We start from the raw sequence: 21,337 nt of genomic DNA, 5'->3' as shown, positions 1-21,337 counted from the left end.
GTTTAGATCTAAAAGGCAATCTCACCTATCACAGGAGTACAGTGTGAATTTTCGTTTTACAGGCACCTCAACCCTCACCCTCGCGGCGGCCACCTTATGCAACAGTGCCGTGCTGGCTGATCAGGCGCCCGGCCTGGTACCCAAACCGGATGTTATTGTGGTAACAGGCTCCCGTATCGAGCAAAAGCTGCAAGATGTGGCAGGCTCAGTGGCCGTAATGGACAGTACCGATATCGAGCGGCAGTTAAGCCAAAGCCTGGCTGACGTATTTCGCTATGATCCTGCCATCTCCGGTACCGGTAATGCCGGGCAGGCACAGGAGCTCAGCATCCGTGGCATTGGCGGCAACCGGCTGATTTATATCAAGGACGGTCGCCGTCTGAATGACGGCTATGCCGGCGGTGGCGGCCTGCTGGTGGGCCGGGGCTATCTGGATGTGGCGCAAATAGCGCGGGTAGAGGTGGCAAAATCAGCCGCCTCTTCCCTGTATGGCTCCGATGGCCTGGGTGGCATTGTGGTGATCACCACCCCTGATCCCAAAGATTTGCTGGGCAAGCAAGAACACTTTACCCAGCTCAGCGGTGGATTTCAGGGGCAAAGTAACAGCTATCACAGCCACATCATGCACGCCAGCGGTTGGGGCGATACCCAGGGCATGTTTAGCTTAAGCTACCGTGATGGCAAGGAAACCCAGAACTTTGCCGAAACCCTGCCCGGCTATGACTACGACAGTATCAGCTTGCTCGGCAAGTTGAACTGGGATCTCAGTGAACAACAGCACCTGAAACTGACTGTCGACGGTTATCGTCAGCAAAACCAGCAAATACTCAGCGCCGGCAGCCAGCAAACCGAAGATACCGACAGACAATGGGCCCTTTCACTGGATTATGCAAGTGAGCTTGGCAGCGATCTTTACGACGCCATGCAAACGCAGTTTTACCTCTCTGACTATCAGCAGCAAAGTGACCAAATCCTGCCGGGAGCCGGTCGTACAGGTCCCTACACCGACTATAACGATTATCGCTTTGAGCAGCAGATCATCGGTTTTCGCTGGCAGGCCGACAAAGCCATGCAACAGGAAAATGCTACCCACCACTGGGTATTTGGCGCCGACATAGATTACCTGGAGACAGAACGCCCGCGTTTTAAGACCCGCATTGAAATGGATGGCAGCCTGAGCCTCGACAACGCCCCACAAAAAGCCTTCCCCGGCGCCGACACCCTGCTTGGCGGCGTGTTTGTGCAGGACAATATCACCCTTAAACAGTTGCCCTTTAGCCTGATAGCCGGACTCAGGTTAGATCACTACCAGATGCAGGCCAAATCCAACCCTTTGTACGATGAAGCCTTGCTGGCCGATATTACGGAAACGGCGCTGTCACCCAAATTAGGGCTTATCTACCGCCACAACGCACAGTTAAACCTGTACGCTCAATATGCCCAGGGATTTAAGATCCCACCCCATGATCAGGCGTATCAGAACCATGGCGTTGAGCCGTTTTATGCCATCGTGCCCAATCCTGACCTGCAGCCGGAAACCAGCTACGCCACTGAACTGGGACTGAAATACCAGCAAGGCGATATGAGCATCAACCTGGCCGCCTTCAACGCCGATTTTGATGACTTTATCGACACGGTGGTGATCAGCACTGCGCCTACCTTTATCCCCGGCGTGCAGCGCACCGAATATCAGTACCAGAATAAGGACAAAGCGCAGATTTATGGTGCCGAGGCCGGAATAAATCTGTGGCTGAATGACCAGTGGGAAATCAATACCGCCATCGCCTACAGCCGGGGCAAGGACCAAAGCACCGATCAGTACTTAAGCTCCATCTCGCCCTTGAGTTCGACCCTGATGCTGCGTTACAACGGCGATACCTTCTACCTCAGCGCCCTTGTCAGCGCCGCCGCTAGCATGAGCAAGACACCAGAGGCGGACGATGCACAAAGCGCAGGCTGGGCCACGCTGGATCTGCTTGGCGGCATTGAGTTGGGCAACTGGCGACTGAACCTGGCGCTGCAAAATGTGCTGGATAAAGCGTACGTGCCTTACCAACGTATTGCCGGGCAATCCGCTGACACTGACCTAGGCCAGTATACCCAACCGGGACGCAGCCTGTCAGCGCAGGCTGTCTACCGCTTTTAAGTGAAGGAAGGTGCCGCCTGTTGGCACAGGCGGCACCCAAAATAGCGTTTATCAGCTATTCGCAAGTAAAATCCCGGGGCCTGGCACTACTGACAAAGCTGTTCCGCCTGAAGGGCCTGGGCCTTAAGTTCCTGCACCAAATCCGGGGCCAGACCCAGTTGACGGGCAAGCTCTTCCAGATAGCTGCGCTCCATAAAGCTTTCTTCATCGACCACCAGCAAACTGGCCAGATAGATTTCAGCAGCCAGTTCAGGCGTGCTTGCCTGGGCGGCAATTCGGGCCGGCTCCAGCGGTGATTTCAGCTCATTGTCTACCCATTGCAAAAAGGCCTGGTCGCGGGTGAATTTGGCGACTTCCTGGTCGATCAAGGCGGTTTCCCGCGCATCAATATGGCCGTCGGCCTTGGCCGCCGCAATCACCGCCGACAGAATGGCCCGGCCATGCTCTTCGGCTTGAGGCGGTGGCAGGCGATCGATGGTTTGTGGCTCGGCCTGCACCGCGCCTGGATGCAGGCGGCCATCAGCCTGTCTCTGCTGCCAGTTGCCATAGGCTTTGTATGCCACCACGCCCAAAGCGGCCAGCCCGCCATAGGTCAACACCTTACCGCCGAGCTTGCGGCCCTTTTTGCTACCGAGCAGCAATCCCAGCGCGCCACCGGCAAGCGCTGCGCCGCCGCGCCCGGAAAGCATACCCGACAGGCTGGAAACCAGCGAATCAGCTGAAGAAGTTGTCGGCTGAGATGTACCGCCAGCGGCGCGTCCCTGACCGGTAAAGCTATCCACAGCCCCTGATTTCAGTAACTGATCAATCAGCTTAAAGCTCATAGAGCACTCCTAAGATTTTGAAATGTCTGGATTTAGCCTAATCAAATACGACGCCAAGTCCAAATTGGTTTGCTTGGAAATTGTTAGGGGATACGTCAAATGGCGTGCGCTGCCGCCATACCAGGCTATGGCTCAGCGCAAGTAACCGCCGGGAATAATCAGAATCGACACAGCCGTGGGCAACGATTCGGATATGAGTACTTGAGTCAGATTGCACCGGGCGGCTTCACTACCCATAATGGCCTAACCCTTTATTTTTGTGCCAGCCTTCATGCGTCTGTTTAATTGCTCGGTGTGCGGTAATCTGTTGTATTTTGAGAATGTCAGCTGCACCCAGTGTGGCCATGCGTTGGGCTTTGTTCCCGGGCAGATGTCGCTGATCGCCATCAACGCCGATGCAAACGCATACTTTGCCGTTCCGGGTACCCAGACCCGCTTTAAGAAATGTGCAAACTACCAGCAATATCAGGTGTGCAACTGGCTGGTGGCCGAAACCGACCAGCAGAACTATTGCCGGGCCTGTCGTTTAAACCACACTATTCCCAACCTCAGCGTCGAGGGCAACCAGGCGCTGTGGCAGATCATGGAGAAAGAAAAACGGCGCTTGGTCTATAGCCTGATGCAATTGCAGTTGCCGCTGGTATCCAAAGAGCAGGACAAGGAAAAAGGGTTGTCATTTTCCTTCCTGAGCGACGCCCCCTGTGAATTTTCCGAGCGTAACCGGGTGAAAACAGGTCATGACCAGGGGCATATCACCATAAACCTGGCCGAAGCCGATCCTGTTCAGCGAGAGCGCATGCGTAGCCAGATGGCAGAGCCCTATCGCACCATTTTGGGCCATTTTCGCCATGAGTCCGGCCACTATTACTGGGACCGCCTGATTGCCAACGGCCCTCTCCTGCAGCAATACCGGGCGCTGTTTGGCGATGAGTCTGCAAACTATACGGATGCGCTTAATCAACATTACCAGCAAGGACCACCGGCAAACTGGCCCGACAATTACGTCAGCAGTTATGCCAGCAGCCACCCCTGGGAGGATTGGGCCGAAAGCTGGGCCCATTATCTGCATATAGTGGACACCCTTGAAACGGCCTACCAGTTTAACCTGCACACCCGCCCCCGCGCCGCCAACGACCAGTGCTATAAAATGGATGTGGATGCTAACCCTTACACCCAGGCCAATTTCCAGGCCATTATCGACCATTGGCTGCCCCTGACCTATGCCTTAAACAGTTTGAACCGCAGTATGGGCCACAGCCATATTTACCCCTTTGTGCTGTCCCCCACCATCATTGAAAAGCTGGCTTTTGTGCACCGAGTGATTAAGGGGCATGCATAAGCTGGGGCCAGGCGACAACGCCATAAGCTCCAAAAAAGTGGCTAATGCTTAGAGGGGATCAGTGGGTAAGCGCCCCTGCCGCTGAAGCCGCCTTCGCACCCACCAACGATACAGATAAGACAGTAGCGGTTTAATCAGCGGCAAGCCGATAACCCAGGCCAGCCACCGATAGCGCGGTAAGCGGCTGAACAGCAGTTGATAGGCGCTAATCCCATGGCGGACCTGCCCCTGCTGCTCCTCAACATGCAGTTCCAGCAATGCCCGCTTTGGATCGATACCCAGTGCCTTTAGCTCCTGCTCACGGCCATTGATATCCACCCACAGGATGTTTTCACCCTCATCCACCCGCTGTTCATACCAGGCCCTATCCCTCCTGCAGCGCGGGCAAGCCGCATCATAAAAAACACGTAAGAAAGGGCGTTGTGATGAACTGTTCATGCTGTGAGCTTAGCTGATAACCCACGCTTTTATGCCTCCTCAATCGGCATCCACCGCCTGACTTTTGTCAGGAACGAGGCCCAATAGGCTTATCTATATCCAGCCTTTTGCTGCTTGGGAGGATAGTCGGGGGGCTGGGGAAATGCAGAATCTGCGGTTAGATTGTCAGTCACCATGTACAAGAAGTATTGCTAGTCTCTTTTGCCCTGAATTGACCTTTGAGCCACTTGCCAACTAATGACGTTGATTTGTTCTTGAGTAAACTGGGAATTACCATTTTTAGGCAAAGTGCTAACTATCATCTTGTGGTTTAGGATCGGGAAGGGCACGCGGGATTGCAGTTTCACAAACCAACCAGGGAAGACCAGCACTGGAACTGCACTAATTTCAAATCCGCATGCTTTCGTCAACCATTGAGTTACCCACTTTGCTTGTCGCTCTGCCTGTTGGATGGGTTCAATTTCTTGCCAGGATGGAAAATGTAATTTGCCGTCTTTAAAGATCAGTTCGTGGCTCTTAATACCATTAGCACGATCTTTACCATTGGAAGAGTCAGCATGGCGCTTATGCCTACCCTTCGTCTCAATGGCGAACACACCATTAGGTCCTATCGCCAAATGATCAATATTGAATTTTTCTGCCTGGATATCGTGGAATACCTGATAGCCAAAAGCCTGCAGTTGGATCAGTTCCCCAGCCGTTGCCAACTCCGCTGTGTGACCAAGCCGCAATCTGGTGAGATGATTGAAGTTTTTTATAGTTTTCCAAATGCCATAGACTATTCCGACAACGACAAGAAATACAGGTAGATACGGGATACTACCGAGGGAAACAAAGGCATGGATAGAGTAATAGGCAAAGGGAGAAATAACTAAGCACATGCCAATTAGCATACTGCCTAGCAATTCAAACTGTTTGTCGATAATTTCCTTTTGAAGCCCATAGCCTGGCAGACGCAGCAATTGTTCCCTATCAATAGGTAGTTTTACCGTCTGTTCACGTCGCTTGAGCAAGAAAAACATAGGCACTAATGTGGCGCCCATGCCTGAAAGCAATATTGCCAGCGCGATCACCGAAGATCCTAGCTCAAACATACTACTCGTCCCTGAAACTTAAAACGGCAAGTTTACTCAGGGTGGTCGCCGCTGGGAATAACAATTTTTGGACTTCACATGGAGGCGCTAGCTTTAATTTCTAGCCCACCTCTTTGTATTTTAAAGACTTTACAGTTGTCGTATGCTTCAGCTCATACCAAGTCTTAAACATCAACAGGCAAGGAAGTCATATGGCAAGACCTGAGAGCTGGAGTGCGGAAGAGATCGCTGCGACAGTAGCTGATTACATGCGCATGCTGATGCTTGAACTGGCGGGTCAGAAATACAGTAAAACAGAGCATCGCAAAGGCCTGCTAGCAAAGCTGAATAATCGCAGTGATGCGGCTGTAGAATTGAAGCATCAGAATATTAGCGCGGTGCTACAGAAGTTGGGCTGTTTCTGGATACCTGGCTACAAACCACGCAATAATTATCAGCAGGCTTTAGCTGACTTTGTTGAAAACTGGATTAGTCAACATCCCGAGTTTGATCAGTTCAGTATGGCTGCAGTTACCCAACCCGCCGTGTTACCTGAGGTGAGAGATTTCTCACGTTTGCTGGTTGAGCCACCAAAGTCACCGAAGAATAGGGTCAGTGAGAATCCAAGAACTTACAGTGCTGTCACTAACACAGCAGTTAAGCGTGACTATGTTGCAAGAGAAGCCTGCAATGCTTTATTAGGTTTGGCCGGTGAGCAACTTGTTCTGGAATTTGAAGAATATCGGCTAACAATGGCGGGTAAGAAAAACCTGGCAAATAAGATTGAACATGTGTCCCAAACTCAAGGGGATGGTCTGGGTTATGACATTCTTTCTTTTGAAGAAAACGGCAAAGAACGTTTTATTGAAGTTAAGACAACCGCTTTTGCCAAGGAAACACCGTTTTTCGCGTCCCGAAACGAAGTTAGATTTGCCGAAGCTAAACCAGAGCAGTTCTACCTCTACCGGTTATTCGAGTTTAAAAAGTTGCCCAAAATGTTCTCTTTACAAGGCGATCTGAAAAAGCACTGCACATTGGACCCAGTTAGCTTCGTTTGCAGCTTCCGATAAGCAGATTTTGCCCAGAGACTTGAGCATGAAAGATAGCTTTTACCAAATACACGCCACGCAGTTCTTCCAAGACACCCAGTCGGTGGACATGCAGCCGCTGTATCAGCGCTTTTTGCCCTTGCTTGCCCCTGGTGCCCATATTCTTGATGCGGGTTGCGGGTCTGGGCGGGATGCCAAGTATTTTTCTGAGCAGGGTTTTGTGGTCAGTGCCTTTGATGCCAGTCCTGCTTTAGTCGGGATGGCCAGGGAGTTTACCGGACTGGATATAGAGCTCAGTACTTTCGACGCCTATCAGGCTAAGCAGCCTTTGGATGCCATCTGGGCCTGTGCGTCCTTACTCCATGTTCCAGTCGCCAAGCTTGCGCAAACCTTTAACCATTTAGCATCTCAGCTATCCCAAAATGGCCTTTTCTACTGCTCTTTTAAATATGGTGAAGGCGAAGTGCAGAGAGGAAATCGTCTTTTTACCGACCTAACCGAGCACGGATTGGCCCAGGTATTAGCATCAACACCGTTGGAAATATGCGACCGTTGGAAAACGGCCGACTTACGGCAGGGCAGGGAACAGGAACCATGGCTCAATGCCATTCTCAGAAAAAGGGCATAGGAAAGTGAAATTAATGCAGCAGCAAATCGCCTTTATTGCCTATATTCAGCGCCTGCTGGTCGAGGGAGATTTTAGCGCCACGTACAAGTATGCGCTGTTGCATGCACTGGCCGATGTTTGTATCGAACAACCGATGGAAGATGAGAGTGCTGAGCTGACAGTCGAACTCGATACGCTCGTTGATAAATTTATCCTGCTTTACTGGCAACATGCCATGCCCTTTTCTGCAGTTGGCGTTGGTGAGGAAGCCTTATTACTGCAAAACGCCGGTAAGCAGTCCAAGGTGATCAGTATGCTCTACCAGTGCCAGCTGGCAGGCATCAGGAATATTCGCCAACTCAAAGAAAGCCCGTCCTGGCCGCAGATTTACCGGGCTACTTTGAGTACATTGAAAGAAGGCCCCTTATGGCGGTTACAGATCCTGTCAAAGCAGGAGGAATGCTTTCTGTACCCCCATATCAAAGGGAAAAATCATATTAAGCTTAGTGCGGGTATTGCCCATTGCTTCAGGCGTTTCTATGACCTTGTGGTGTATCTGGCCAGAAATGCCTGGCTGCAGAAAATCCAAAGCATCAAATTTAATCAGGATCTGATTGGCCAGCAGAGTCAGTTGCAGGATTTCCTGTTTGGTGTGGATCGCAATGCACTAAACCGGGCCAAGCCCATCCTTGTGGATATCCAGAACAACATCTGCATCTATTGTCAAAAGCCGATGAAAGAGGAAAAAGTGGCTATTGACCACTTTATTCCTTTTTCCCGCTACTCAACAGACCTCGGCCACAACTTTGTGGCTGCCCACGGAACTTGTAACAACAGTAAGCGAGACCACCTGGCAGCGTTAAAGCACAGGGAAAAATGGCATGAGCAGAATCTGATTGTCCATGCGAAAACACTCTCTGCGGAGCTTGGCGGCTACTTCTACTGTGATGAACAAAAATCCCTGGCTGTTTCTAATTGGGCCTACAGTGTTGCCAGTAGCACTGGCGCCAAACTCTGGGTCGCGAAGAACGAGTTTATGACAGCAGGGCAATAGCCCTACTTCACATCGGGGCGATGTACCTTGACCATGCCGTTGAGGAAATTACGCAACAGCTGATCGCCGCAGGGGCGGTAGCTGCGGTGATCGGATTTTCTGAACAGGGCCGAAAGCTCGCTTTTGCCCATGGGGAAGCCGGCGGCGCGCAGGATATTGAGCATATCCTCTTGCTGGTAGCTCATGGCGATTTTGATTTTGCGCAGAATGTCGTTATTGCTGAGGCGCTCGCCCGCCTTAAGCGGCTGGGGCTCTGCCCCTTCCTGCTTACCACGCTTTTTGATAATCAGCCCATCCAAAAACAGGCCAAGGACCTTGTCTCGACAGGGCAAAAAACCCGGCTCGTCTTCTTTTTTCATCATATCCATCAGATAGGCTTCTTCGAGGTCATAATCCACCAGTTTGAGAATGGCGATGGTGGCGCTGTTGTCGAGACTCAGCGCAAAGCGCAGGCGGCGGAATACGTCGTTTAAAAGCATGGAAAGTTCAAAATCGAAACAAGAATGGGCCAAGTATACAGGGCTGACATTTTTTGCGGAAATTCTCTGCAAACCCGGGCCATTCGATTCTTCAACTGACTAGCGGCGGTTGGTCACCCGCCAGGGTGGGTTATGGCGATTTTCACCGGCGTAAAACAGCTTTATCTTATTGCCGCTGGGGTCATGCAGAACGGCCTCGCGCCAAAGATAAGGCATATCTTGCGGTATCTGGTCAAAAGCGATGCCGCGTTTTGTCAGCTCGCTCACCTGCTGATCGAGCTGCTCACTTTCAAAGTAGATCACCGCCGAGCTTTGCACGGGCTCGGCCTGCAGGCTCAGGGAAAAGGTGCTGTCGCCCTCTGGGCAGCTGAACCTGGCGTAGTGCGGGGTATCCACTATCTGGGTCATGCCCAGTTTGAGGTAAAAATCCACTGCGGCCTGCATATCGTTTACCGGCAAGGTGATTTGGTTTAGGTTCATTGTGTCTCCTGTCTCATATTCTTTGGTTGGAAGATGTGGGGCAGGATAAAACCTCAAGTAAAGTTGAGGTAAAGCGGTATTAAGAACGAATAGCAAAATAATTTTGTACCGCATTATTGAAAAGGCGGTAGCTAATTATTGCCCGTAGGTTTCTTTTGCTGTTTGATAATGTCGCTGACGGACAATTCGCTTTCCCCGCTGATTTCCCCTTCAACTAAAGCCAGGCGAATGGCTTCGACTTCGGCTTTGTGCGAACGAATAAGCTCGCCAATGTAATCGCTGGCATTGGCAAAAAGAGCACTTTCGACCTGATGGTCAATCCAGTTTTGAAGTTCATCGGGGATGGCGATTTTCAGGGTAGCCATACTGTTTCTTAACCTTGCACTCAGACTATAACTTCTTACAGATCAAGCTAAGTTGGCCAATGGCCGAGCGTCTTTAACTCCTGCGGCAATTCAACAGGGATGCAACAGCAGTACAGGGCCAAGTTAATCGGCTCATGGCCTGGTTTGAGCAGTATTCTTGCGCAGCCCCTAAGGCCGCCGGTTTATCGCCGGTTCGTCATAAAAAGCGTCCAGGGATTTTTCTTTGAGTTGGTTCAGCTTGGCCTTTCTGGCGCGGCGGGTCTCGATACTTTCGCCCAATATTTCCAGATGCAGCGACTCAATCAACTGCCTGGCTTCTTCGCGGCTAATCAGCCCGATAAATTCACCGGCGTTAAGAAAGCCCTCGGTACGATGCTTAAGTACATCGTCCGGCTTACCGATTTTGATTAACTCGTAGAGCTGGGTGATTCGTTGTTGGCATTCTTCGAGGAATTACTGCTTATCCATGTTTTTCCTTGTGGTTCCATCATCCAGGGTAAACATAGTGCAGAGAAAGGCGCATCAAAAGCAAGAGGATGCGCTTAGCAGAGGGCTTGTCCCGCCTGAAAAAAGCTTTGGGTTGGAAGAGCCTGCCAACCCAAAGCAATCCTGGGAGTCTACTGTCCTTTTACTGGCACAGACCGCTGCTGTTATTGCTGTCGTGGCTCAGGGTGCCGCTTAGGCTACTGACACAGAAATTAACCGTCACCCCGCCGCTTAAGGCGGTGCTGGTAACAAAGCTAACCTGGCCGTCGGCACCCGTCACCCCTGAAACCGATTGATTCCAGCTGCCGGTGAAGTTGCCGCTAACCGTGGCGCCGCTGACCGGATTACCTAAGTTATTGGTGACGGTGACCGTGGCGGTACCGACTTTTTTGCCTTTGCCTGCGCCTTGGGTGCCGGTTACCACATTCTGTACCCACATGCTGGTAGCCGTACCCGGGTTGCTGCTGCCTGGGGCGTAGATATCCAGGTTGTCCAGGTAATAGGTGTCGACGGTGAAGGAATCAGGCGCAATTAGCAGCACCAGCGAATTCACCTGGGCGTTAGTGGTGGCCCCGTCGATGCGATCTTCCAAATCAAACTTCAGGCGCTGCCAGGCGTTTCGGACCGTGGTATGGGCCACGTACTTGGAGTGACGCCCCTTTGGGTAGTTGGTGGTAGTGGCCACACTGCTGTTTTCCAGCTGGATCAGGATCTCGGTGCCCACGGGAGCGCCGGTGTAAACGTCCAGATAAAAGCTCTTTTCACCACTGATAAAAGGCGCGGCATCGGGTATGGCAGTGGTGGATGCACTTAACACGTCCCACTGTTCGGCACCGTTACGAATGTACTCGGCCACCAGTGGGGAGTCGTTAGTGGCATTGGGCGCTGGATTGGCCAGGCCCTGGGTGAAGGTACCCGTCCATGTTTGATAGCTGAGATTCTTGGTGCCCTCGTAGTTATCCAGCGTGGTTTCCTGGCTTTGCTCTGGTGACACATAAACATCCATCGACAACTGATAGCTGCCACAGCTGTTTTCTACGGTCACGGTCACTGCTCCGCCAGTCGTGCCCCAATTTACATTCAGGCTGTTGCCGGTAGAGGTCTCGCCGGTAGGCGATTGCCAGGTGTAGCTGCTGTTGGTGCCGGCTTCGTCAATCACCTGGTAGGTGTGGCTGCTGTTTGGTTCAACAATATGGGCGCCGGTTAATGAAGGCTGACCATGGTCATACACGCGCACATAATCCACCTGCATGGTTTGCGGCAGCATGCTGCTGTCTACTTCACCGCCCAGGTTACCGCCCACCGCCAGGTTAAGCAGGAAATGGTATTGGTAGTTTTCGAAGGTCCAGTAGGCCGGGTTGCCAAGATCCTGCGGGGTTTTTACCGAATACAGCACATCATCCACATACCAACGCATTTCGTTGGGCTCCCACTCCACCGCATATTCGTGGAAATCGTCTGACCACGCATCGGGCTGCTTCAGAATGCGGCCGCTGGTCCACTGGTTATTGGGCCATGGCTGACCGTAATGCAGGGTACCGAAGGCAAACATATCGGCCTGGCCGGTGGCTTCCATAATGTCGATTTCGCCACTCATGGGCCAGCCCTGATCGGGGTTGGTGGGCAACATCCAAAAGGCCGGCCACAAGCCCGCACCTTTAGGAATTTTAATACGGGCTTCGAAACGGCCATTGGTCCATTGTCCGCCGTTGGGCATATTGGCAGTACGAATACGGCCGGAGGTATATTGCTTGGACTGCACCCGCTGTTTTTTGGCGGTAATGGTCAGTAGACCATTGGCCACCGTCAGGTTAGCGGCCTGGTAAGACTGCAGCTCACTATTGCCCCAGCCACAGATACCGTAACTGCAACCATCACCGGTCATGATTTCCCATTTACTGGTATCCACGCTGTTGCCGTTGAATTCATCGGCCCAAACGGGTACGGGGTTCTGGCATTGCTGTGCACTGGCTGGCAGGGACATTCCCAACAGGCCTGAGGCGATTATGCCTTGGCTAAGCGCGCTCCAACTCTTGATCGACATGTTGTATTACTCATGGTTTGTGCGGCCCCCATCACCAGTCCATAAGCGCTTACATTTTTGCCGCAACTGAGGTTGGTAAAGGCGGCCCGTTAAATAATGCAAGGTTGGAAGCTACTGTCGTTACGTTGCTTCGGGCCGCGCCTTCCTGCTAGCCGAAGGTAAAATGCAACAAGATGCCAACATAAATGTAAGCGCTTTCAATAAGGGTGTTATAAAATTGTTAAGTCGCTTGGCTGAGGGAGGAAATTCCTCTGGCGGGCTAAATGGAAACCAACGACAGCAGTCGTTTTGCCTGCGCCCTGACGGCCTGTTTTAAGGTGTCGGGCTCAATAATAGTGAAATCGAAGGGCATCTGACAAAGCCAGTGGGCGAACCAATCCGGGCTGTCAGCCTGCACATCCAGCAGAAGGCCGTCTTGCTGTTCCTGCAACAGGTTGACCATGGTGCCTATCACCTCCGCCGCCTGTAGTTTATCGGTATGCAGCAATATGCGGATACGCAAATTGCCCGGCATATTGTTCAGGCTCTCGCGAAAAAAACGGGCGGCGTCGAAGTCGGCCGGCCGCTCAAAGGTCAGGGCCAAAGGCTGCACTGCTTCAATCCTGTCCAGGCGGAAGATTCTGAGATCTTTACGCAGACAACAGTAACCGCTCATATACCAGTGCCCCTGGCGAAACAGCAAGCCATAGGGCTCTACCCGTCGCTCGGTAATGTCACGCTCTGGCGAAACGTAACGCAGCCTTATTGCCTGCTGATGTTGGATAGCATTTAGCAAGGGTTCCAGATACAGGTTGGACTGCGGCATGAGCGACGTCGGCAGCATCAGGCGAATGGTGTCGGCAACGGCCCTGGCCCGGGACTGCAGTTTTTGCGGCATCACCCGTTCCAGTTTAGCCTGCACGCTGTCAATGGCCGGCTGATTGTCGCCAAGGTGCAGGGCTTTTGCCGCCAGTATCCCCAAGGACAAGGCCAGGGTTTCGTCGTTATTGAACATCATCGGCGGCAGCTTAAAGCCGGCCATCAGGCTGTATCCACCGTCCCGCCCCGCCGTGGTGGTCACCGGAATACCGAGATCTTCCAGGGTACGGATATAGCGGCGTACGGTGCGCTTATCCACTTCCAGCCGCCTGGCCAGTTCGGTGCCGCTCATGCGGCCGTGGGATTGCAACAATTCAAGTAAGGTCAGGACCCGGACCGTGGGTGCGCTCATGGTTTTTCCCAAAAAAAGTATCAGGGGAAATATACCGGATAATTAGGACGCATTCTGTCCTATATGGATTCTATATTGGCCTGGCAACGGCAAACAATCCGCCAGGCCTTATTGCAGGCGGGCGAATCTCTTACATTTTTTAGCCAAGGAAAGAACTATGAAGCCCCTGATTCTCTATACCAATCCCAATTCCCGTGGTCGTATCGTTCGCTGGATGCTGGAAGAGTTGGGCGTGCCTTACGACGTCCAGGTAATGGAATATGGCAGCAGCATTAAATCCCCCGACTATTTGCAGATAAACCCCATGGGCAAGGTACCGGCCATCAAACACGGTGAGATGGTAGTCACCGAGTGTGCTGCCATCTGCGCCTATCTGGCCGATCAATTCAGCGACAAGGGCCTGGCACCGGCGCCGGGCGGTGCGGCGCGCGGTGCCTATTACCGTTGGCTGTTCTTTGCCGCCGGGCCGTTGGAGATGGCTATGTCGGCCAAATCTTGCGGCTGGCGCATCGATGACGACAATGTGCAAAGCATAGGTTGCGGTTATTTAGACGATGTACTCAATACGCTGGAGCAGGCCATACAGCAAAGCCCCTATCTTTGCGGCGAGCAATTTACCGCCGCCGATCTCTATGTTGGCAGCCATCTGGGCTGGGGCATGATGTTTAAATCTATCGAAGAACGGCCGGTGTTTAAGGATTATGTCCAGCGGCTGTATAGCCGCGAAGCAGCCATTCGTGCCAACCAACTGGATGATGAGCTGCAAAAACAGCAGGCAATGGCTTAACGCTTAAGGCGATACCCCAACATTGGACAGGCCAGCTGCGCAAGCGGTTAGCTTGTCCTGCACAAAGTGCTGTTCATGGGCCTGATAGGCCAGCTGATACTTCTGCACAATAGCGTCAAAGCGCTGGATATACTCGCAGTGGAAGGCCTGATTGGGTGGCAACCACTCATTAGGCGCTTTATGGCCTTTGGCCCGGTTGAGGCTGTTGTCTACCACCAGCAGGTTGTCATAGTCATTGGCGAAGTCGCGTTTGCGTGCCTTCGGCCAAACGGCACCACCACGGTCATTGGCCCACTTGAGCGGCACAATATGATCCACATCCAGATCTTCTGCCTTGCTGATGGATTTGCCGGAGAATGGATCCAGCCAGGTACCCGCAATCACGCGGCAGGTGTCGGCCCGATCACCGGGTTTATCCTCAAAGGCTACTGCCAGCATGGACGCCAGGATCAGCGCTTCGGCCCGGGTATTCTGGCAATCGCCGTCGCTGTCATCCCAATGGGGCCACTCGTCACGATCATACCCCTTATGGGCGTTTGGTTGAGGGGCTTGGCTGTGACCAGCCCCTTTGGGCAGCCGGCCACCGGCCTCGATGCAGGCTTCCAGGCTGGCATGAGGTGTAAAATGCTTGGTGCGCTCATAGGAATGGCTTTGCGGGGTATGGCAGATACCACTTCTGGAAAGCTTGACCGGCTCCTGCGCAATAACCGCAAAAGCTAAGAAAAACCAGAGTCCTACAAACAAACGACCAGACTGAAACAAGACAGCTACCCTACATCAACAACGCTTCACATTTTATCGGGCAATCTGTTCCAGACAAGTGTGCTGACTAAACCACAGGTAGTCGAATTGATAACTAATGATCCGGTTCGCCTCCCCGGTAGGTATTAACAGCACGTAAACCAACAGCAAGCAGCTATGCAACGAATTCTTTTTGGACTTCTCGGCCTGATTCCATTTATTTTCCCACCAATGGCAATATTGATGGGCTGGTTACCCAGTGCACAGAGCCAATCTATTTTTTTGTTGTATAGCGCCATCATCCTCACCTTCCTGGCCGGTAGTCAGTGGGGATACGCCTTGCGAGGCTCTGTACCCAAAGAGACGTTGACCATCTCCATTGTGCTGTCGCTGGTGGGCTGGTTTGTACTTGTCGCGATGGATCTATCGGCACTTCCCAGCCGCTGGGCGCTGCTTTTACTGGTGTTGGGATTTATTGCTTGCCTGGTGCAGGACTATCGTCTGTACCGGGGTCAGAGCGCCTATCTGAAACTACGCACCATGCTCACAGGCATAGTGCTGTTGGCCCATTTAGTCTTGAGTATTGTGTTGATGGGCCTTGCCTGACCGTCAACCCAGATAATTAAGCATGATTAGTTAGCGATGCGGGGCGGCTTTACCCGATAATACTCGGGATTTTTGTTACTGAAATCTTCCATTGCCTGCTGAAAAGCGCCCTCTTCGAAGGCTAGCTGCACTTTCTCAAGCAATTTTTCAAGATTGGCTGTGTGGGGAGATTTTTTCGACAACCCAAAATACACCACTCTGTCCGCCAATTCATGGTAAGGGTGCACCCGGATATGCTCCTTGAGATTCGGGTTGCCTCCCAAAATAGCGCTGAGGTTCTGCTCGGAACTGATCGCAACATCAACTCGTCCAGCCAATAGGAGCTTATACGCCATATGCACATCTTTGACCGGGATCTTATGTAAACTCTGGTCTTGATTGAATCGCGGGAAATAGATGTAGTCTTGCGCCGTTGCAATTAATCGCCCCTGCAAATCTTCATATTTTTCAATTGGTTTAGCTGAATTCCGGGTTACAAAAACATAATGTGTGTCTTGGTGCATCGGCAGGAAATACATATCTTTTTGCCGCTGTGGTGACTGAACCAAGCCCGCCAGAATGTCGACCTGGCCCGTTTTCAAACTATCCATGCAGTGGCTGAAGTCGGGCTCCGTCTCAAAAACCAGCGCCATATCCAGTTTCATGGCTAACACTTCGAGGGCTGACACATACTCACCGGCAGGGGGGTTGCCGAGTATCTGGTAAGGGGGGTATTCATCAATACAGGCCTTGAGCACAGGCTTAGCTATGCTCGTAAAGCTCAGAAAAACAGAGAGAAAAAGCCACCAGCCTTTACCACTCAAATCCGCACTCCTGATGAAAAATGCAACAGCAGATTAACATAGACTACATGGTTTTCCAGTACTTTGGGCAAAGCCTGCCCAAAGTACTGATAGCTCAGCTAAAAACGGTAGAGCAGATTAATAGCAAAGGTCAGGGGCTGGTAGTCGAGGTCACGCAAGATGGCATTACCTGCACCCTCATCTTGCAACCCGATACCGGTCAAGCTGGTGTAACGCAACTCTGCTTGCGCTTGCCAGCTGGCGTTAAATTGATACTCAATCCCCAACATCAGCTGAAAACCTGTGTCTGAGGAACCCGACAGAGACTGCTCTTCGCCATTGCGCTCCAGGTCCAAATCGATTTCCTGAATCCATACCAGGCCAGCACCGCTATAGGGCTGAAAGCCGGCCACGTCGGCAAACAAGTAGTAACCGTTTAGGGCGAAGGTGTTCGATGCATAGTTCCCTTCTGTAAAGCGTTGGCCGTCCGCCAGCGTAGTGACGCTGTCATTACTGCGGTATTCCCAGGCTAGCTCTGCCCGCCACTGGGCATCAAGCTGATAACCCAGTCCCAGACCTGCAACAAAGCCACTGTCGAGATCGACCTTGGTTTGCCCATCCTGCGTCCCTAGAGATTGAGATTGTCCCTGAGTGTCGGATAACTGGCTAAGACCAAAATACGGCTTAATCATCCAACTCTGAGCTAATGCCTGAGTCGATACCAGACCGGCAGCGAGGGTTATAAGTGTTAATGCTTTCATCTTTTTTCCTTTGGCAGTTAATTGGGATGCCTGCTGTAATAGTGCCAAAGTAGGCTGGCAGATCCGCGTATTGGCCTGCTGTTGTACCAACGGGACATATTTTGTATGAACGGGACATGGGATATTGGGGATATCAGACCCGGCCACTACTTCATTACCTCAGCCTTGATGCTTGGCCTGCTGTTCAGCCTGGTAGACAGTGGTAACGACAACCGTATGTGGTTGAGCTTACTGGTGCAGTGGTGGTTACAGACCTTGCTCCCCATTCTTTTGCTGATTGGCACGCAACAACTGCTGGAACGTTGGTCAGCCTTTCGCAGACTCAACCCTTGGTGGCAGCTGGTCTTTTCAGGCGTAATTGGAGCCAGCCTTTTCAGCCCGCTGGCATTGGGAATTGATGTAGCAATGGAAGGCCAACCTGACAACTGGGCTTGGGAGTGGATAGGTGAATGGATGGCAGTGACACCGCCCATCACCTTGGCCTGGCTGGCGCTAAATGCTCCCTGGTTAATGGGGTTCAAACTAATAAAAGTCACTGAAGCCGAGCTGCCAGAGTCAACACCACAGACGGCCACCGAATCTGGCTTTATCCGCCAGTTACCCTTGGCTGTGCGCGGCAGGATTATGGTGCTCAAAGCAGAGCTACATTACTTGTCGGTAACCACCGATAAAGGACAGGGATTGATCTTATATAACCTCAAAGATGCAATTTCAGAATGTGACGAAGAAGGTATTCAATGCCATCGCTCCTTCTTTGTCGCCAAATGGGCAGTAAGACGATTATCTCAACAGGGCAGAACAGGAACCTTGTTGCTGATTAACGACCAACAAGTTCCTGTCGCTAAGTCCAGACTAAGTGCGGTGAAGGCATTTTTGTCTCAGTAACCTCAGGTTGTTAGTGTTTTTGCACAATAACGCTGCAGCCGGGGATGGATCACCCTTCGCCACAGCGGCGGAAACAACGCCAGCAACAACATGCTGGCATAACCACCGGGTAATTGCGGACTGCCCGGACAGTGTCGCAAAAGCGGATAAGGCCGACCGGGATGCGCATGGTGATCGGCATGGCGTTGCAGCTGAAACAGCATCAGGTTACTGAGCAGAAAGCTGCTGTCCCAGGAGTGATTTTCATTGGGTGGCTCATAACGCCCATTAGCCAGTTGCTTGCGCAGCAAGCCGTAGTGTTCGATATAATTAATGGCTTCCAGTTCCACGATGGCCACCAGGCTTTGCAGCAAGAAGAACGCCAGCCCATACACACCAAAACAGACCAACATCAACAGCGCAATGGCGGCTGTCAGTAGCCACCAACCCAACAATTCGTTACGCCAATGCCATACCGGCAGGCGTTGATGGGCCAGGCGTTTGCGCTCAAACTGCCAGGCGCTGCGCAGGTTCTTAAAAATGGCAACAGGTACGAAGGCATAAACACTTTGTCCCCGCTTGGCGGTAGAGTTGTCCAATGGTGTCGCCACGTTTACATGATGACCGCGAATATGTTCGATTTTAAAGCTGGGATAAGCCACCAGCGACAACAGTGCCCCGCCCGCCCCGCGCTCCAATCGGCTATTGCGATGGATCAGTTCATGGGCCGGATTAATGGCGGTTACACCGCCAACCACCCCTAGGGAAATGGCCCAAACGACCCAATGAACCCAGCTGATGTCAGGCAAAGAACTCAGCCAGGCGGCGCTTCCAAACAGTAATGTCGCCTGTAGCGGTAACGTCATCACTGGCAGTGCCTTTAGTAATTTGCTGTTTTTGAGTGCCGCCTGAGATGCTGAAGAAGGGTTAAGGGTGTCACGCCCCAACAAATAATCGAGGGGTGGCATGACGAAATATAAGAACAGGGCTGGCAGTAAAGCCAGCCATAAGCTGTTGCCAACATTGCCGGCCATCCACAAACACAACGCAAATACCACAGCCGGTAGATAGGCCACCAGAAATGCCAGGGCAAAAGGAAACGGTGAAGCGCTTTTCATCGTTCAAACCAGTTGAATGTTCTGGATTAAAATTAGCACAGCCTTTGAAAATTGGATGAGCACATGCCACTGAACTGTAATATGCACGACAATCTGGAAGTCGCCTGCCTTTATGGATACGAATTGGAAGTGGAAATGACCAATGGTGCACTGTTTTGCGGTCGGGCGGTAACCACCGAAACCCGGCCAGGCCCTATGGAGGTTTTGGTCCTGAACGTAAAGGGGCAGCATCTGGTCATTGCCATGACCGAAATCCGCATTATCCGGGCCATCACCACAAACCCCTACTTTTCACAGCTGGATATCAACCCGCAGTAGGGGGCTCATGCTCTCGATGAAATCGATGAATGATCCAGATAAAGTTTTCCAGTAAGGCTCGCTCAGCCAGTTCACTTAACACCGCACATTTCTGATCCAGGGTGTCGGCCTTCTCGATATGCTGTTTGGCTTCGTTAAATAGCACGGATTGAGTGCGGTATTGCCAAAGCAATTCCTTCACCGCCATCTTGTTCTGATAAATCTCCCAAACACCCAATAAAAACGGTAATAAGCCCATTAGCAGCACTGTTACGCTTTTGGCGTTAATATCGGCATAAAAGACCAAATCCGTCATCGCATATTTAAACAGGATCAGCATGACCGCCATCAAGGCGGAACTGATAAACAGAAACGATTTTATGTGTTCCAGCTTGTGATGATGCTGCGACAAGATGCGGGTCTTACGTTCAAAATAACTGGTTTGATCCATCAACCAGTGCTCGCAGACAAACTCTACGTTGTAGTGCAGATGTTTTTGATGGGTTTTGTGGTCGAGATGCATGGGCACCTTGGACAAGATAATGTGTTTTATCCAATTGAAGCCTTCAAATTGGCTGACTCCGCATGTGTTCATCAAATGGGTCGGGCGTTTGTGGTTATTGCGCCCGATAAGCAACAGATAAAACTGAGTACGTAAGGTTTCTGCTAAGGCCCTTGCGGTTAAATGATTGGTGAAACTGTGGCGCTTTTGAATCCGGCGGTAGTAACGCCAACCAATCAGAAAGAGCACCAGATAGCCGATTAACAAGTAGTTGCTGGCTACGATTTTGGCGTATACAAGAAACAGAAAGCCCATGGCAGCGGCGATAAGACTGAACAACGTAAACTGACTGTCTGAATGCTTTTGATTGTCGATGGCTACCGCATCCGCCTTAAGAAATTCTGTGTCTAGGTCCTTCAGTAAGTCAGTAGGGATGGGCGCGCGTGTCAGATCGTAGTCGTTAAGCAAACTGTAATTTCTATTGATGGCGCCCTCTTCCTCCAATACCTGGATCTGCTCGTTGTACTCCTCAAGTTGGGCCATATCATCCAACAGGCTCTTGGGAATACTGGGAAAACATTCCAACTCATAGGTGCCGATTTCCCCGGATAAAAAACACACCTGCGGGGTCTGTTCAGAACGGGAATGGCCGTGTTCCGTTTTGTCTACCGGCACCCAGTAAGCCTGGCGCCCCATCAACTGCTGTTGACTGTCTTCCCGGTGCAGATACGTGATGGTAGCGGCAGAGCCACTAATCCGATCATTACGCCGACGCGGCTGAGCATCCAGATAATCCAGCAACACATCGGACGTACCGCCGGTCAGACCGGTATTCTCGCCATCCCAAATGGCAATCATCAGGTTGGATTGGCAAATCAGATGCTGTCCCAATACCCAGTATTGGGTATCGCGTTCCTGATCGGACATCGATTCTCCCGGTGCACATTCATGCAGCTGCTCCACCACCGAGCATTCCACCAACGGATTGGCAATAATCTGATTAAATTCCTGCCAGGACGCCTCAGAAAAGTCCTTGCGATACTCTTCCTTTGGCAATGGCAGCAACGCCGTCACCGGATACCCCAACTTGAGCGCCACCTTTGCCAACACCCGATCGGCACCATCAGCCATGCCGGTGACCACCACGATAGGGGTTAGCGCTAACCTCGATTTTAAGCTGGCTAACAGTGATGTGATTTGTTGTGTCGCATATTGAGTGGCAGCCTCGTCTAAATCACGGTGCCCGGTGATCCCGATAACATAAGGTGTCCGGCTCATGTGCTCC

The 21,337-nt window shown here is 51.8% G+C and carries 23 protein-coding genes; 10 read left to right on the top strand and 13 right to left on the bottom strand.

The genetic code is table 11. The annotated features are described in order from the left end of the window. The first annotated feature begins 43 nt into the window (after positions 1 to 43). Positions 44 to 2,146 carry a TonB-dependent receptor gene (locus P2G88_RS17960; RefSeq protein ID WP_275798557.1) on the top strand — a complete coding sequence of 701 codons (2,103 nt, stop codon included), beginning with the start codon at positions 44 to 46 and terminating at the stop codon, positions 2,144 to 2,146. An 86-nt stretch (positions 2,147 to 2,232) separates the two neighbouring features. Here the strand turns inward: P2G88_RS17960 and P2G88_RS17955 are convergent, their stop codons facing one another. Further along, positions 2,233 to 2,970, bottom strand: a complete 738-nt coding sequence (locus tag P2G88_RS17955) for a tellurite resistance TerB family protein (RefSeq protein ID WP_275798555.1) — start codon at positions 2,968 to 2,970, stop codon at positions 2,233 to 2,235. Positions 2,971 to 3,241: 271 nt separating this feature from the next. Here P2G88_RS17955 and P2G88_RS17950 point away from each other — a divergent pair, with 271 nt between their 5' ends. Further along, positions 3,242 to 4,309 (top strand): putative zinc-binding peptidase, encoded by a 1,068-nt coding sequence (locus P2G88_RS17950; protein ID WP_275798553.1) that lies wholly within the window; start codon positions 3,242 to 3,244, stop codon positions 4,307 to 4,309. A 48-nt stretch (positions 4,310 to 4,357) separates the two neighbouring features. Here the strand turns inward: P2G88_RS17950 and P2G88_RS17945 are convergent, their stop codons facing one another. Both P2G88_RS17945 and P2G88_RS17940 read right to left on the bottom strand, forming a co-directional pair. Next, positions 4,358 to 4,747 (bottom strand): DUF393 domain-containing protein, encoded by a 390-nt coding sequence (locus tag P2G88_RS17945; protein WP_275798551.1) that lies wholly within the window; start codon positions 4,745 to 4,747, stop codon positions 4,358 to 4,360. A gap of 191 nt (positions 4,748 to 4,938) precedes the next feature. Beyond that, positions 4,939 to 5,841, bottom strand: a complete 903-nt coding sequence (locus tag P2G88_RS17940; RefSeq protein ID WP_275798549.1) for a nuclease-related domain-containing protein — start codon at positions 5,839 to 5,841, stop codon at positions 4,939 to 4,941. 191 nt (positions 5,842 to 6,032) lie between these two features. Here P2G88_RS17940 and P2G88_RS17935 point away from each other — a divergent pair, with 191 nt between their 5' ends. From P2G88_RS17935 to P2G88_RS17925, 3 genes are read left to right on the top strand one after another with little or no spacing between them, the layout of a single operon-like run. Then, positions 6,033 to 6,890, top strand: coding sequence for a DUF3883 domain-containing protein (locus P2G88_RS17935; protein WP_275798546.1), 858 nt, complete (start codon positions 6,033 to 6,035; stop codon positions 6,888 to 6,890). A gap of 25 nt (positions 6,891 to 6,915) precedes the next feature. Continuing rightward, positions 6,916 to 7,497 carry a class I SAM-dependent methyltransferase gene (locus tag P2G88_RS17930; protein WP_275798544.1) on the top strand — a complete coding sequence of 194 codons (582 nt, stop codon included), beginning with the start codon at positions 6,916 to 6,918 and terminating at the stop codon, positions 7,495 to 7,497. Between the two features lie 13 nt (positions 7,498 to 7,510). Further along, positions 7,511 to 8,530 (top strand): HNH endonuclease, encoded by a 1,020-nt coding sequence (locus P2G88_RS17925; RefSeq protein WP_275798541.1) that lies wholly within the window; start codon positions 7,511 to 7,513, stop codon positions 8,528 to 8,530. A gap of 2 nt (positions 8,531 to 8,532) precedes the next feature. Here P2G88_RS17925 and P2G88_RS17920 read toward each other — a convergent pair whose 3' ends face one another. From P2G88_RS17920 to P2G88_RS17910, 3 genes are all read right to left on the bottom strand, one after another. Then, positions 8,533 to 9,009, bottom strand: coding sequence for a DUF1456 family protein (locus P2G88_RS17920; RefSeq protein ID WP_275798539.1), 477 nt, complete (start codon positions 9,007 to 9,009; stop codon positions 8,533 to 8,535). Positions 9,010 to 9,108: 99 nt separating this feature from the next. Further along, positions 9,109 to 9,489 carry a VOC family protein gene (locus tag P2G88_RS17915; RefSeq protein WP_275798537.1) on the bottom strand — a complete coding sequence of 127 codons (381 nt, stop codon included), beginning with the start codon at positions 9,487 to 9,489 and terminating at the stop codon, positions 9,109 to 9,111. 131 nt (positions 9,490 to 9,620) lie between these two features. After that, complete coding sequence (locus P2G88_RS17910) at positions 9,621 to 9,854, bottom strand: type II toxin-antitoxin system ParD family antitoxin (protein WP_275798535.1); 234 nt, start codon at positions 9,852 to 9,854, stop codon at positions 9,621 to 9,623. Between the two features lie 99 nt (positions 9,855 to 9,953). Between P2G88_RS17910 and P2G88_RS17905 the strand changes: the two genes are divergently transcribed. After that, positions 9,954 to 10,265, top strand: a complete 312-nt coding sequence (locus P2G88_RS17905; protein ID WP_275798533.1) for a hypothetical protein — start codon at positions 9,954 to 9,956, stop codon at positions 10,263 to 10,265. Positions 10,266 to 10,482: 217 nt separating this feature from the next. On the opposite strand, the gene P2G88_RS17900 is transcribed toward P2G88_RS17905, so the two are convergent. Both P2G88_RS17900 and P2G88_RS17895 read right to left on the bottom strand, forming a co-directional pair. After that, positions 10,483 to 12,384 (bottom strand): family 16 glycosylhydrolase, encoded by a 1,902-nt coding sequence (locus P2G88_RS17900; RefSeq protein ID WP_275798531.1) that lies wholly within the window; start codon positions 12,382 to 12,384, stop codon positions 10,483 to 10,485. A gap of 259 nt (positions 12,385 to 12,643) precedes the next feature. Next, entirely contained in the window at positions 12,644 to 13,594 is a 951-nt protein-coding gene (locus P2G88_RS17895) for a YafY family protein (protein WP_275798529.1), read from the bottom strand. 157 nt (positions 13,595 to 13,751) lie between these two features. Here P2G88_RS17895 and P2G88_RS17890 point away from each other — a divergent pair, with 157 nt between their 5' ends. Next, positions 13,752 to 14,381 (top strand): glutathione S-transferase family protein, encoded by a 630-nt coding sequence (locus P2G88_RS17890; RefSeq protein ID WP_275798527.1) that lies wholly within the window; start codon positions 13,752 to 13,754, stop codon positions 14,379 to 14,381. A gap of 3 nt (positions 14,382 to 14,384) precedes the next feature. Here P2G88_RS17890 and P2G88_RS17885 read toward each other — a convergent pair whose 3' ends face one another. Further along, positions 14,385 to 15,143 (bottom strand): HNH endonuclease family protein, encoded by a 759-nt coding sequence (locus P2G88_RS17885; RefSeq protein ID WP_275798525.1) that lies wholly within the window; start codon positions 15,141 to 15,143, stop codon positions 14,385 to 14,387. 156 nt (positions 15,144 to 15,299) lie between these two features. On the opposite strand from P2G88_RS17885, the gene P2G88_RS17880 reads away from it, so the two are divergent. Next, a complete protein-coding gene (locus P2G88_RS17880) occupies positions 15,300 to 15,728 on the top strand; it encodes a DUF3429 domain-containing protein (protein ID WP_275798523.1) in 429 nt (142 codons plus the stop codon). Positions 15,729 to 15,754: 26 nt separating this feature from the next. Here the strand turns inward: P2G88_RS17880 and P2G88_RS17875 are convergent, their stop codons facing one another. Together P2G88_RS17875 and P2G88_RS17870 are read right to left on the bottom strand one after the other, a co-directional pair. After that, positions 15,755 to 16,531 carry a transporter substrate-binding domain-containing protein gene (locus P2G88_RS17875; RefSeq protein WP_275798522.1) on the bottom strand — a complete coding sequence of 259 codons (777 nt, stop codon included), beginning with the start codon at positions 16,529 to 16,531 and terminating at the stop codon, positions 15,755 to 15,757. A gap of 98 nt (positions 16,532 to 16,629) precedes the next feature. Beyond that, positions 16,630 to 17,271: an OmpW family outer membrane protein gene (locus tag P2G88_RS17870; RefSeq protein WP_275798520.1), complete on the bottom strand. Its 642-nt coding sequence runs from the start codon at positions 17,269 to 17,271 to the stop codon at positions 16,630 to 16,632. A 105-nt stretch (positions 17,272 to 17,376) separates the two neighbouring features. Between P2G88_RS17870 and P2G88_RS17865 the strand changes: the two genes are divergently transcribed. After that, positions 17,377 to 18,156 carry a LytTR family DNA-binding domain-containing protein gene (locus P2G88_RS17865; protein WP_275798518.1) on the top strand — a complete coding sequence of 260 codons (780 nt, stop codon included), beginning with the start codon at positions 17,377 to 17,379 and terminating at the stop codon, positions 18,154 to 18,156. 2 nt (positions 18,157 to 18,158) lie between these two features. On the opposite strand, the gene P2G88_RS17860 is transcribed toward P2G88_RS17865, so the two are convergent. Then, the gene (locus tag P2G88_RS17860; RefSeq protein WP_275798516.1) at positions 18,159 to 19,253 is read right to left on the bottom strand and encodes an alkane 1-monooxygenase; all 1,095 of its coding nucleotides are present in this window, start codon (positions 19,251 to 19,253) and stop codon (positions 18,159 to 18,161) included. 63 nt (positions 19,254 to 19,316) lie between these two features. Between P2G88_RS17860 and P2G88_RS17855 the strand changes: the two genes are divergently transcribed. Continuing rightward, positions 19,317 to 19,571, top strand: coding sequence for a Rho-binding antiterminator (locus P2G88_RS17855; protein ID WP_275798514.1), 255 nt, complete (start codon positions 19,317 to 19,319; stop codon positions 19,569 to 19,571). Here P2G88_RS17855 and P2G88_RS17850 read toward each other — a convergent pair. Next, the gene (locus tag P2G88_RS17850; RefSeq protein WP_275798512.1) at positions 19,558 to 21,330 is read right to left on the bottom strand and encodes a hypothetical protein; all 1,773 of its coding nucleotides are present in this window, start codon (positions 21,328 to 21,330) and stop codon (positions 19,558 to 19,560) included. The two genes, P2G88_RS17855 and P2G88_RS17850, sit on opposite strands and share 14 nt — an antisense overlap. Positions 21,331 to 21,337: the final 7 nt, after the last annotated feature.

Source organism: Aliiglaciecola sp. CAU 1673 (assembly GCF_029223185.1).
Lineage (GTDB): Bacteria > Pseudomonadota > Gammaproteobacteria > Enterobacterales > Alteromonadaceae > Bowmanella.
The sequence above is the reverse complement of the archived record's forward strand: the minus strand, read 5'-3'. Positions and strand labels throughout refer to the sequence as shown.

Coding starts and splice junctions, on each gene's coding strand:
- P2G88_RS17870 (WP_275798520.1), bottom strand. CDS start 17,271: ATGAAAGCATTAACACTTATAACCCTCGCTGCCGGTCTGGTATCGACT.
- P2G88_RS17880 (WP_275798523.1), top strand. CDS start 15,300: ATGCAACGAATTCTTTTTGGACTTCTCGGCCTGATTCCATTTATTTTC.
- P2G88_RS17920 (WP_275798539.1), bottom strand. CDS start 9,009: ATGCTTTTAAACGACGTATTCCGCCGCCTGCGCTTTGCGCTGAGTCTC.
- P2G88_RS17955 (WP_275798555.1), bottom strand. CDS start 2,970: ATGAGCTTTAAGCTGATTGATCAGTTACTGAAATCAGGGGCTGTGGAT.
- P2G88_RS17910 (WP_275798535.1), bottom strand. CDS start 9,854: ATGGCTACCCTGAAAATCGCCATCCCCGATGAACTTCAAAACTGGATT.
- P2G88_RS17890 (WP_275798527.1), top strand. CDS start 13,752: ATGAAGCCCCTGATTCTCTATACCAATCCCAATTCCCGTGGTCGTATC.
- P2G88_RS17905 (WP_275798533.1), top strand. CDS start 9,954: ATGCAACAGCAGTACAGGGCCAAGTTAATCGGCTCATGGCCTGGTTTG.
- P2G88_RS17915 (WP_275798537.1), bottom strand. CDS start 9,489: ATGAACCTAAACCAAATCACCTTGCCGGTAAACGATATGCAGGCCGCA.
- P2G88_RS17860 (WP_275798516.1), bottom strand. CDS start 19,253: ATGAAAAGCGCTTCACCGTTTCCTTTTGCCCTGGCATTTCTGGTGGCC.
- P2G88_RS17855 (WP_275798514.1), top strand. CDS start 19,317: ATGCCACTGAACTGTAATATGCACGACAATCTGGAAGTCGCCTGCCTT.
- P2G88_RS17930 (WP_275798544.1), top strand. CDS start 6,916: ATGAAAGATAGCTTTTACCAAATACACGCCACGCAGTTCTTCCAAGAC.
- P2G88_RS17925 (WP_275798541.1), top strand. CDS start 7,511: ATGCAGCAGCAAATCGCCTTTATTGCCTATATTCAGCGCCTGCTGGTC.
- P2G88_RS17895 (WP_275798529.1), bottom strand. CDS start 13,594: ATGAGCGCACCCACGGTCCGGGTCCTGACCTTACTTGAATTGTTGCAA.
- P2G88_RS17940 (WP_275798549.1), bottom strand. CDS start 5,841: ATGTTTGAGCTAGGATCTTCGGTGATCGCGCTGGCAATATTGCTTTCA.
- P2G88_RS17850 (WP_275798512.1), bottom strand. CDS start 21,330: ATGAGCCGGACACCTTATGTTATCGGGATCACCGGGCACCGTGATTTA.
- P2G88_RS17935 (WP_275798546.1), top strand. CDS start 6,033: ATGGCAAGACCTGAGAGCTGGAGTGCGGAAGAGATCGCTGCGACAGTA.
- P2G88_RS17900 (WP_275798531.1), bottom strand. CDS start 12,384: ATGTCGATCAAGAGTTGGAGCGCGCTTAGCCAAGGCATAATCGCCTCA.
- P2G88_RS17865 (WP_275798518.1), top strand. CDS start 17,377: ATGAACGGGACATGGGATATTGGGGATATCAGACCCGGCCACTACTTC.
- P2G88_RS17945 (WP_275798551.1), bottom strand. CDS start 4,747: ATGAACAGTTCATCACAACGCCCTTTCTTACGTGTTTTTTATGATGCG.
- P2G88_RS17950 (WP_275798553.1), top strand. CDS start 3,242: ATGCGTCTGTTTAATTGCTCGGTGTGCGGTAATCTGTTGTATTTTGAG.